This is a genomic window from Williamsia herbipolensis (assembly GCF_036153515.1).
GTDB lineage: Bacteria > Actinomycetota > Actinomycetes > Mycobacteriales > Mycobacteriaceae > Williamsia_A > Williamsia_A herbipolensis.
In genome coordinates this window covers 4,028,980-4,039,430 of the sequence record NZ_CP108021.1, presented here as the reverse complement: position 1 = coordinate 4,039,430, position 10,451 = coordinate 4,028,980, and the positions used below count along the sequence as shown (strand labels likewise).

The window sequence follows — 10,451 nt, the reverse complement described above, 5'->3', positions numbered from 1 at the left end:
ATGAAGTCACCGCACGGAAACCCGAAGTCGATCGAGCTCGCTCTGCAGGAGTTCGAGGTCGAACAGCTCGACGATCTGGACGCCCCCGGTTGGAGTGACGCCCTGAGCGCGATCGGCGGCCTCAGCGTCGGCGGAGCGATCAGCTACTCGGCGGCCGTGTCGATCCTGACGTGATGCCCCGGTGCAGCGCATCCCGCGCTGCACCCACCGTCGAGAAAAGGATTCGCCATGTCGAAACCGGATTCGTCAGGATCACAACCGGCAGTTGTCGCTCTCGTCCTCGCCCTCGTCGTCGGTGCCGCGGTCTCGGTGACCTACGCACTGTCGGCCGGGTCGACGATCGCGTTGCCGGTCATGATCGTCGTCGACGTCGCCGTGATCGCACTCGTCTTCACGGCACTGTTCTACGTCCGGGCGCGCCGATCGCGTTCGTGACGACCACCGCACCACATCATCGACGGGTGTGACCCGTCGTCGGCAACAGGAGAACACCATGACCAGCAAGACCACCGAGCTCGCCCTGCAGGAGTTCGACGTCGAACAGCTCGAGGACCTCGACGCCATGGACTGGGGAACCAGCTTCGCGACGAGCCTGGGCGCCGGCGCCGCGGTCAGCGCCGCGATCTCGATCGCCGCTCTGACCTAGGTCGATCCCGACGCGTTGTACGGCGTCAGGGGCGGGTGTCACGCACACCCGCCCCTGACGTCTTTTCCACCATTTTGTTGTCGAGCATTGACATCGTGTTGTGTTTTCCTAATACTCAGTTGCGTGAGCCCAGTACGTCGCGGAGCGCAGCTCCCCATCTACAACCGCATCGGCGTGTTGCGCGCCGAGCGGCGTATGACCCGCGCGGCGCTCGCCGATCTCGTGGGGATCAACGTGCAGTCGGTGGGCGCACTCGAACGCGGTGACAACTACCCCAGCCTCGATCTGGCGTTCCGGATCTGCGCCGTGTTCGAGCTGCCCGTGGAGGCCGTCTTCAGCCGCACCGAGTTCACCGCGATGTCGGCCGAGCTCTACTCGAACCGAAACGGAGCACACTGATGACCGATCCGCACTCGGCGATCCCGGAGCACGCGCAGCCACAGAGCTGGCGACGCTACGAGAACTGGCGCGCGCGACGGTACGAACGTCTGCTCGCCAAGAACGCGACCAGGTGGCCGCGGCTGCGGAACCGTCGCTGGTTCCGGCGGTTGGTGGTTCTTCTCGCGATGTTCCTCCTCCTGCTGCTGGTGGCCGCGGTCATCGCGTTCTTCACCAACGAGTGGTTGTTCTTCATCCCGTACCTGGTCTCGCTGTCGGGCATCCTCGCGACCTTGGTGCTGCTCAAGACGGTGACCGGTTCGGTGGCCGACGCACCGGTGTCGGCACTCGACGAGATCCAACTGGCGCAACGCAACTCGGCCCGGTCGATCGGCTATCTCGTACTGTTCACGCTGTCGTTCATCCCGTTCATGATGCTGATCGTCATGGGTTCGGCGTTCACGCTGGTCTCCGGGCGCAACGTGTACGGCATCGGCGTCCTGCTCATCACCACCACACTCATCGGGACCTGTACCCCCACCATGCTGACCTCGTGGTGGATGGCCGATCCCGACCCCGAGGACTTCGACCAGCTCGACGAGTTCGGCGAGACCTCGGCCCCGACCGTCGAGGAGCAGCCCGGCCCCGCTGATCCGCCGGGCCCACCGACTCCCGCTGCGACGCAACCGCATCCGACCGCACACGACGACCCACCCACACCGGCGACATGGTGACGCCCGCCGCGGTGCACCGACCACGACCATCCGCGCTCGACCGAGAGAGGACGATCATGACCCACCCGCTCATCATCGACGGCCTGACCAAGAGATACGGCGATCTCGTCGCCCTGGCCGACATGACCTTCACCGTGCACCCCGGCGAGATCTTCGGCTTCGTGGGCAGCAACGGTGCCGGCAAGTCGACCACGATGCGCATCATCCTCGGTGTGCTCGCCGCCGACTCCGGACGGGTGCTGCTCGGTGACCGACCCATCGACCTGGAGATGCGTCGCCAGATCGGGTACATGCCCGAGGAGCGCGGCCTGTACCCGAAGATGAAGGTGGGAGAACAACTCCGGTTCCTCGCCGAGCTGCACGGGCTGTCGACCGCCGACGCCCGCGACAACGTCGAACGGTGGGTCGCACGGCTCGGCATCGCCGAACGCATCGACGACAACGTCGGCGACCTGAGCCTCGGCAACCAGCAGCGCGCACAGTTGGCCGCGGCACTCGTGCACGAGCCGTCGGTGCTGGTGCTCGACGAGCCGTTCTCCGGACTCGACCCGGTCGCGGTCGACGTGATGAGCGACGTGCTCAAGGAGAAGGCGGCCGAGGGTGTGCCCGTGGTGTTCTCGAGTCATCAGCTCGATCTGGTGCAGCGGCTGTGCGACCGCGTCGGCATCATCACCAAGGGCAGCATGCGCGCGCTGGGCACCGTCGACGACCTCCGCGGCCGCGGCGGCGTGACCCTCCACGTCACCGGCCCCGACACCTCCACGCGGTGGGCCGACGGCCTGCCCGGTGTCATCGACGTCGACTACCGCGGCGCCGACAGCTTCCTCACGCTCGACGCAGGCGCCGACGACCAGCAGATCCTGGCCGCGGCCATGTCCCGCGGGCCGGTGCACCGCTTCGCCACCAGCCTTCCCCACCTGACCGATCTGTTCCGAGAGGTTGTATCCGCATGAGCACCACAGGCCAGAACGCCCCCGCCTCCACCCGGCTCGGCGCCTCCCGCGCGGTGTCGCTGATCGCGCGTCGCGAGATCAGCACCCGCGTACGCGCCCGCTCGTTCCTCATCACCAACGCACTGCTCCTCGTGGTGATCATCGGCGGACTCATCGTCGCGTCGATCTTCACCGGGGGTGACGACAAGCCCGAGAAGATCGGCGTCGTCGGCACCAACACCGCGCTGTCGCAGTCGATCACCGCAGCCGGACAGGTCACCGGCACGAAGGTCGAGATCGTCCCCCTCGCCGATGCCGCGCAGGCACGCACCCAGGTCGACGCGGGTGACGTGTCGGTGGCCGTGGCCCCCGGACAGGCCGGCGGGGCCGCGTTCACCGCCGTCACCAAGGACGGTCTCTCGGGCACCTCGGAGACGGTCGTGCGGACCGCGATCGCCCAGCTCGCCCAGCAGCAGGCGCTGGCGCGCAACAACATCGACCCCGCGGCGTTCGCCGCGGCCCAGCAGGCCGGCAACCGTCTGGACGTCACCGAGACCACACCGGCCAAGGCCGACGAGGGACAGCGCCTGGCCATCGCCTACGTGGGCGTGATCCTGCTGCTGTTCGCGATCATGACCGGTGGCGGCATGGTGTCGGCCGGTGTCGTGGAGGAGAAGACCTCGCGTGTGGTGGAGCTGCTGCTCGCCACCATCCGTCCGCTCCACCTGCTGTGGGGCAAGATCCTCGGCATCGGCGCGATCACCTTCGGACAGCTCGTGGTCCTCGGTGGCGCCGGGTTGATCACCGCATCGGTGACCGGTCTGCTCACCGTGCCCGGCGCGGCGGTGTCGATGCTGGCAGCGGTCGTGGTGTGGTTCCTGCTCGGCTTCCTGTTCTTCGCGACCCTCTACGCCGCGACCGGCGCGATGGTGTCGCGACAGGAGGAACTCGGCTCGACGGCGGCACCACTGACCATCCTGTCGCTGGGCGTGCTCTACGCCGGCATCTTCGGCATCAACGCGCTCGACTCCACCTTCATCAAGGTGCTCAGCTGGATCCCGCCGTTCTCGGCGTCGCTCATGCCGATGCGGATCGCCGCCGGTGAGACCGACACCGTCCAGGTGATCGGCACCGTCGTGATCATGGTCGTCGCGTGCCTCGCCGCGGTCTGGGCCGCATCGCGCATCTACCAGCGGTCGATTCTGCAGACCGGCTCGAAGGTGCGGTGGGCCGACGCCCTCAAGGGATCGGCGGGTTCGGCGCCGGCGCCCGAGAAGGTCGGCGTTACACAGGGTTAACAGCACAGCAACCACCGGCACCTAGCGTCGCCCCCATGGTTGCTCCCCACCCGTCCGTCGGTACCCGTCCCCCTGGGACGGGTATCGACGTCTCCGGGCTCACCAAGGTGTTCGGGTCGCGATCGTCGACGGTGACCGCGCTCGACGACGTGACCCTGCAGACCCCCGAGGGTTCCTTCCTCGCCCTGCTCGGCCCCTCGGGCTGCGGCAAATCGACCGTGCTGCGCATCCTCGCGGGCCTCGAACAGGCCAGCGGCGGCACGGCGCTGATGAACGGGAAGTCCCCGCGCGACCTGCAGCGCGACCACGGTCTGGGGATCGCCTTCCAGGACTCGGCCCTGCTGCCGTGGCGTAGTGTCGCCGCCAACATCAAGCTTCCGCTGCAGGTCGCGGGACTACCTGTCGACGACGGTCTCGTCGCGGAGCTCATCGACCTGGTCGGGCTGACCGGCTTCGAGAAGGCGAAGCCCGCCACCCTCTCGGGCGGTATGCGTCAGCGGGTCTCGATCGCCCGTGCCCTCGTCGTACGGCCGACCGCGCTGCTCCTCGACGAACCGTTCGGTGCGCTCGACGACATGACACGCCAGCGCCTCAACATCGAGCTGCTCCGCATCTGGACCGAGAAGCCTGCGACCACCCTGATGGTCACGCACGGTATCGCCGAGGCGGTGTTCCTCTCCGACGAGGTCGCGGTGATGAGCCCACGCCCGGGACGCGTCATCGAGGTGTTGCCCATCGACCTGCCGCGACCCCGCGTGCCGGAGATGATGCGCACACCGGAGTTCCACGCCCTCCACGATCACCTGAGCGGACTGCTGTTCGGCGCTGCCGCCCCGGCCCAGACATGAGTTCGATCGACACGAGCACCGCGATCGAGGGCGTCCCCGTTCCGGGGGCGCGCTGGGGAGGACTGCGGAGCGCCGGATCACGCTGGGGCGCAGGCGTCGCCGGACTCATCGCCGTCATCGCCGTGTGGACCATCGCCGGTGTCGCGCGATGGTTCTCCGGCACCATCCCGACACCGTTGGCGGTGATCGACGCGCTCGGCGAGCAGGGCTCGCAGTTCTACTCCACCAACGTCACACCCACCGTCGAGCTGGCGCTGCGCGGATTCCTGTGGGGCAACCTGCTCGCGATCGTCGTGGCGCTGCTGGTGGTCGTGATCCCGCTGATCGAGGGCCTGGCGACGCAGCTCGCCATCATCAGCTACTGCACGCCCCTGATCGCGGTGGCGCCGATCATCCAGGTCGCGTTCGCGGAGGTGCAGACGATGATCGTGTTCCTGGCCGCGATCTCGGTCTTCTTCACGACGATGATCGGCACACTGACCGGTCTGCGGTCGCCTCCGCAGGCCGGGCTCGACCTGGTGCGCGTGCACGGAGGCGGGGTGTTCGCGCAGCTGGTGCGGGTGCGTATCGTCGCGGCCCTGCCGAACATCCTCGGCGCATTGAAGATCGCCGCCCCGGCCGCCGTGCTGGGCGCGGTGCTCGGCGAGTTCCTGTCGATGCCCGAACAGGGCATCGGCCCGGCGATGATCCTCGCCCAGCAGAGTGCCGCGATACCGCAGGTGTGGGCGATCGCCCTCATCGCCGGCGCCGTGGCCGGCATCGGCTACGCGATCGTCGCGGTGGTGTCGATCTTCGTGACCCGCTGGGCCACCGGGGAATCGGTGCGGTCCGGATCGGGTGTGGGCCGATGACCCGCTCCTCCGTCTTCTCCACGACCACCCGCTTCCTCGGCGCGCTCGTCGGCTCGCTGGTGCTGATCGTCGTCATCTGGTCGCTGTTCCTCCTGGCGTTCCCCGATATCGGGCCCATCATCGGTCGCACCCCGATCGACGTGTTCGAGTTCCTCGTCTCCGGTTCGGACGCCGCGTCGCAGCGGTCGGCGATCTTCGACGACCTGTGGATCACGCTCGGTGACACCGGGATCGGGTTCGTGACCGGCATGGTGGCGGCCATCGTGGTCGCCGCGGTGTTCGTGATGTTCCGCCCCGCGGCGCAGACGTTCATGCCGCTCGCGATGTTGCTGCGATCGGTCCCGCTGGTCGCGATGACGCCGCTGATCACCATGATCGTCGGTCGCGGACCGGCGTGTGTGGCCGTGATGGGCGGCATCATCGTGTTCTTCCCCGCCCTGGTGATGATCATGACCGGACTGAACAACGCGCCGCGGCAGATCAGCGACGTCATCACCGCGTACGGCGGAACCCGGTTCACGACCATGCGGATGGCGTCGCTGCCCTCGGCCGTGCCCGCGCTGTTCGCCGCGGCGAAGGTGTCGGTGCCCGGCGCGATGATCGGTGCGACGGTCAGCGAGTGGCTGGGCACCAACAAGGGTCTCGGCGCCAGCCTGCAACAGGCGCTTCCCGCCGCCGCCTACGACGAACTGTGGGCGTCGGTCGTCGTCATCACCGTCAGTTCCATCGTCCTCTACGCCATCGTCGGCGTCATCGAGAACATCGTGCTCGCCCGCATGGGCACCGAACCCACCTGAGGAGAATCATGAGTCCCACCTTCGATCGTCGTTCCTTCCTGCGCTATTCGCTGATCGCCGGGGGCGCCGCGACCGCCGTCGGCGGCTCGGGGCTGCTCGCCGCGTGCAGTTCGGGATCCTCGTCGTCGAGCTCCGACACGATCAAGATGCAGCTGTCGTGGATCAAGAACATCGAGTTCGCGGGCGAGTACCACGCGCTCGACAAGGGGTACTACAAGGCCGCGGGCCTGTCCGCCGACCCCGAACTCATCACCGGTGGCGGCGCGGGAACCGGCGTCGAGACCGGCCTCACCTCGAACAAGGTGTGGATCGGCACGACCGCACCGCAGCTCACCGCACCGGTCATCCTGCAGGGCGCCAAGCTGAAAACCGTTGCCGCGACCTATCAGAAGAACCCGTTCTGCATCATGTCGTCCGCGAAGAAGCCCATCTCGACGCCGGCGGACATGAAGGGCAAGAAGATCGGGGTGCAGGCCTCCAACGAGAACGTCTTCAAGGCCCTGCTGACCGCGAACAACCTCAGTGAGAGCGACATCCAGAAGATCACGGTGCAGTACGACCCGACACCGCTCACCACCGGTGACGTCGACGGCTGGGTCGCCTACAGCACCAACGAGCCGATCACGCTGGCCGCGAAAGGGTTCCCCACCGAGACCCTGCTGTTCGCCGACTTCAACCTGCCGCTAGTCGCCGAGACTCTCGTGGTGCGTCAGGAGACCATCGACACCGAGCGCGACAAGCTCAAGAAGTTCCTCAAGGCGGAGGTGCAGGGCTGGAACGATGCCGTCGCCGACCCGCAGAAATCCGCCGAGCTCGCGGTCAACGTGTACGGGAAGTCGTTGGGCCTCAAGCTCAACGAGCAGGTGAAGGAGGCGCAGGCGCAGAACGAACTCGTGGTCTCCGCCGACACGAAGGCCAACGGATTGCTCACGATGACCGACGAGCTCATCGCCAAGAACATCGAGGCGCTGGCCAAGGCCGGCTACACCATCTCCGCCACCGACATCTTCGACATGTCGGTGCTGAAGGAGGTCTACGCCGAGAACCCCGACCTGAAGAAGGCCTGACCCGACGCGACGCCGACGCGCGTCCACCGTTCATCCGCGCAGGAAGCTCGGCGCGCGTGCGAACGGGGGGCGCGCGTTGTCCGTGAGGGTCAGCCGGTTCCGGTGACCGTGAGGGCGATCAGGGCGACGTTGAGGGCGACGACCACCACGGCGATGGCGATCGCGACGCCGCGCAGGCTGCGGGAGTCGGCGAACTCGCCCATCAGCGCCCGGTCACGGGTGAGGCGGCCCAGCGGGATGATGGCGAACGGGATACCGAAGCTGAGCACCACCTGGCTGATCACCAGGGCCCACGTCGGGTCGACACCGCTGCCGAGCACCACCAACGCGGGGACGAGCGTCACCAACCGCCGCACCACCATCGACAGCCGGATCCGCAACAGGCCCTGCATGATCGACGCCCCGGCGTAGCACCCGACCGAGGTCGAGGCGAGTCCCGAGGCGAGTAGGCCGACGGCGAAGACGGTCGCCATCACCGGTCCCATGGCGTCGCCGACCGCGCGCTGCGCGCCCTCGATGGTGTCGGTGCCGTCTTTGCCCTGCAGGTTCTGCGCCGCCAGCAAAAGCAGCGAGATGTTCACCGCACCGGCGACCACCAACGCGCACACCACATCCCAGCGCGTCGCCCGTACCAGGCGACGACGACGGGCGTCGGTCGTGCTGGGCCCGTGCCGGTCGACGACGAGCGCCGAGTGCAGGTAGATGGCGTGGGGCATCACGGTGGCCCCGAGCATGCTGGTCGCCAGCAGCACGGTGTCGGTGCCCTGGAGACGGGGCACGAGACCGCTGAACACGTTGCCCGCCGACGGCGGGTTGATGACGAGACCCGCCAGGAACCCGACGACGATGATCAGCAGCAGCCCGGCGATGATCGACTCGAAGGTGCGCTGCCGGTTGCGGGACTGGAATCCCAACAGTGCCATCGAGATGACGCCGACGATGGCGCCGCCCACGACGAGGGGGAGGTCGAACAGCAACTGCAACGCGATGGCGCCACCGACGACCTCGGCGATGTCGGTGGCCGCGGCCACGATCTCGGCCTGCCCCCAGAACGCGAGGCGCCGGCGACGCGGGAGCCGCTCACCGAGCAGCGCGGGCAGCGTCTTGCCGGTGACGATCCCGAGTTTGGCCGACTGGTACTGGATGATTACGGCCATCGCGCAGGCCACGACGAGAACCCAGACGAGCAGGAAGCCGTACCGGGCGCCGGCGGTGACGTTGGCCGCGACATTGCCGGGGTCGACGTAGGCGATGGCCGCGACGAACGCCGGCCCGAGCAGCGCCACGCCGGCGAAGCGACGGGTGCGTCGGCCGGCACCGTCGGTCGAGGTCGGGTCGGCCTCGGGATCCGAGGTCGGCGAGTCGACGGGAGGGGTGGCCATCGGACCAATCTGACACACCCCGACGCCGAGTTCAACTCGGGCGAAGAAAAAGTTTCGGCTTACCTAACTCAGCAGGCCGCTGGTCACTACTTGGACAGCGCCTGATATCTGCGCAGCGCCTCTTCGCGTTCGGCCTTGTGGTCGACGATGGGGTCGGGGTAGTCCGACGGCCGACCGTCCTTCAGCTCGTGGACGGCCTTGCCCTCGATGTCGGCGAGCTCGGGCACCCACCGGCGGACGTAGTCGCCCGTCGGGTCGAACTTGAGGCCCTGGGTGGTCGGGTTGAACACGCGGAAGTACGGCGAGGCGTCGGTGCCGCAGCCCGCGGTCCACTGCCAGCCGTGCTGGTTGCTCGCGAGGTCGCCGTCGATCAGCTGGTCAAGGAACCAGCGTGCGCCCCACTGCCACGGGACGTGGAGATCCTTCACCAGGAACGAGGCGACGATCATGCGCAGACGGTTGTGCATGAACCCCGACCCCGACAGCTGCCGCATGCCCGCGTCGACGATCGGGAAACCCGTCTTGCCTGCCTTCCACGCCTCGAACGCGGCGTCAGCGTCGGTGCCCTCGTCGACCTCGATCGCGTCGAAGTCACGGTTCCAGTTCTGCCAGGCGCTGTGCGGCCACTGCTTGAGGACCGAGGCGTAGAAGTCGCGGAAGCACAGTTCGCGCAGGTACGAGGTGGCGCCGGTCTTCGTCTCAGCGTCGGACTCGAGGCGGGTGAGGTCGGCCAGCATGGTGCGCGGATGGATGTTGCCGTACTTGAGGTAGGCCGACATCCGGCTGGTCGCGTCGTGGTCGGGACGGTCGCGCTCGTCGTCGTAGTCGCCGACGGCGTGGTCGCTGTAGTCGCCGGTGCCGCCCCGGAACTGCTTCCACCGCTTGAGGGCCGCGCGCTCGCCGGCGGGGATCGACAGGTCGACGTCGAGGTCGGGGATGTCGTGGGCGTGGATCTCCGACGACGTCACGTCGGCGGGGTCGACCCACGTCGCCGACGTCGGTCCGGACTTCGCCGGCGTGTGCCAGCCATGATCGCGCCACGCACGGAAGTACGGCGTGAACACCTTGTACGGCTCACCGTCGGACTTCGTGACGCGGCCCGGCGTCACCGCGAACGACGAACCGGTGGCGTGCAGTTCGACATCATCGCCCACCTTCGACAGCGCCGCCTCGACACGTTCGTCACGGGCCACGCCGTACGGGGTGTGGTCGGCGGAGATGTGGACCGAGTTCGCGCCGACCGCCTTCGCGATCAGCGGGATCCGGTTCTCGGGCTTGCCGCGCACCACCAGGAGTCGGCCGTCGAGCTGCTCGTCGAGATCGCGGAGCGAGTCGTAGAGGAACTTCAGGCGACGCTCGCCGGAGCTCGCGATGAGCGTCGGGTCGAGCACGAAGCACGCGAGCACCTCGTCGGCGGCGTCGGCGGCCGCCAGCAACGACGGCAGGTCGGCGAGACGGAGGTCGCGGCGGAACCAGAGCAGCGCGGTGTCGGTCATCTCCTCCATGCAACCACGACAC

The 10,451-nt window shown here is 67.9% G+C and carries 13 protein-coding genes; 11 read left to right on the top strand and 2 right to left on the bottom strand.

What is annotated here, in order from left to right; genetic code table 11:
- The 11 genes from OG579_RS18820 to OG579_RS18770 all read left to right on the top strand — a co-directional run bounded on the left by OG579_RS18820 (position 1) and on the right by OG579_RS18770 (position 7,551).
- Positions 1 to 174, top strand: a complete 174-nt coding sequence (locus OG579_RS18820; protein ID WP_200932733.1) for a hypothetical protein — start codon at positions 1 to 3, stop codon at positions 172 to 174.
- 54 nt (positions 175 to 228) lie between these two features.
- The gene (locus tag OG579_RS18815) at positions 229 to 435 is read left to right on the top strand and encodes a hypothetical protein (protein ID WP_045824109.1); all 207 of its coding nucleotides are present in this window, start codon (positions 229 to 231) and stop codon (positions 433 to 435) included.
- 58 nt (positions 436 to 493) lie between these two features.
- A complete protein-coding gene (locus OG579_RS18810) occupies positions 494 to 646 on the top strand; it encodes a hypothetical protein (protein WP_160298544.1) in 153 nt (50 codons plus the stop codon).
- A 123-nt stretch (positions 647 to 769) separates the two neighbouring features.
- Entirely contained in the window at positions 770 to 1,045 is a 276-nt protein-coding gene (locus OG579_RS18805; protein WP_045824111.1) for a helix-turn-helix transcriptional regulator, read from the top strand.
- Entirely contained in the window at positions 1,045 to 1,758 is a 714-nt protein-coding gene (locus OG579_RS18800) for a hypothetical protein (protein ID WP_328857176.1), read from the top strand. The genes OG579_RS18805 and OG579_RS18800 overlap by 1 nt, the downstream gene beginning before the upstream one ends.
- Before the next feature lie 56 nt (positions 1,759 to 1,814).
- A complete protein-coding gene (locus OG579_RS18795) occupies positions 1,815 to 2,711 on the top strand; it encodes an ABC transporter ATP-binding protein (RefSeq protein ID WP_328857175.1) in 897 nt (298 codons plus the stop codon).
- Entirely contained in the window at positions 2,708 to 3,988 is a 1,281-nt protein-coding gene (locus OG579_RS18790; RefSeq protein WP_328857174.1) for an ABC transporter permease, read from the top strand. The genes OG579_RS18795 and OG579_RS18790 overlap by 4 nt, the downstream gene beginning before the upstream one ends.
- Positions 3,989 to 4,023: 35 nt before the next feature.
- A complete protein-coding gene (locus tag OG579_RS18785) occupies positions 4,024 to 4,836 on the top strand; it encodes an ABC transporter ATP-binding protein (RefSeq protein WP_045824113.1) in 813 nt (270 codons plus the stop codon).
- Entirely contained in the window at positions 4,833 to 5,687 is an 855-nt protein-coding gene (locus OG579_RS18780; RefSeq protein ID WP_408068702.1) for an ABC transporter permease, read from the top strand. Before OG579_RS18785 ends, OG579_RS18780 begins: the two co-directional genes overlap by 4 nt.
- Positions 5,684 to 6,484: an ABC transporter permease gene (locus OG579_RS18775; protein ID WP_045824114.1), complete on the top strand. Its 801-nt coding sequence runs from the start codon at positions 5,684 to 5,686 to the stop codon at positions 6,482 to 6,484. Before OG579_RS18780 ends, OG579_RS18775 begins: the two co-directional genes overlap by 4 nt.
- Before the next feature lie 8 nt (positions 6,485 to 6,492).
- Complete coding sequence (locus OG579_RS18770) at positions 6,493 to 7,551, top strand: ABC transporter substrate-binding protein (RefSeq protein WP_328857173.1); 1,059 nt, start codon at positions 6,493 to 6,495, stop codon at positions 7,549 to 7,551.
- Between the two features lie 89 nt (positions 7,552 to 7,640).
- On the opposite strand, the gene OG579_RS18765 is transcribed toward OG579_RS18770, so the two are convergent.
- Positions 7,641 to 8,933, bottom strand: a complete 1,293-nt coding sequence (locus OG579_RS18765) for an Nramp family divalent metal transporter (RefSeq protein WP_328857172.1) — start codon at positions 8,931 to 8,933, stop codon at positions 7,641 to 7,643.
- An 86-nt stretch (positions 8,934 to 9,019) separates the two neighbouring features.
- Positions 9,020 to 10,429 carry a cryptochrome/photolyase family protein gene (locus tag OG579_RS18760; RefSeq protein ID WP_328857171.1) on the bottom strand — a complete coding sequence of 470 codons (1,410 nt, stop codon included), beginning with the start codon at positions 10,427 to 10,429 and terminating at the stop codon, positions 9,020 to 9,022.
- Positions 10,430 to 10,451: the final 22 nt, after the last annotated feature.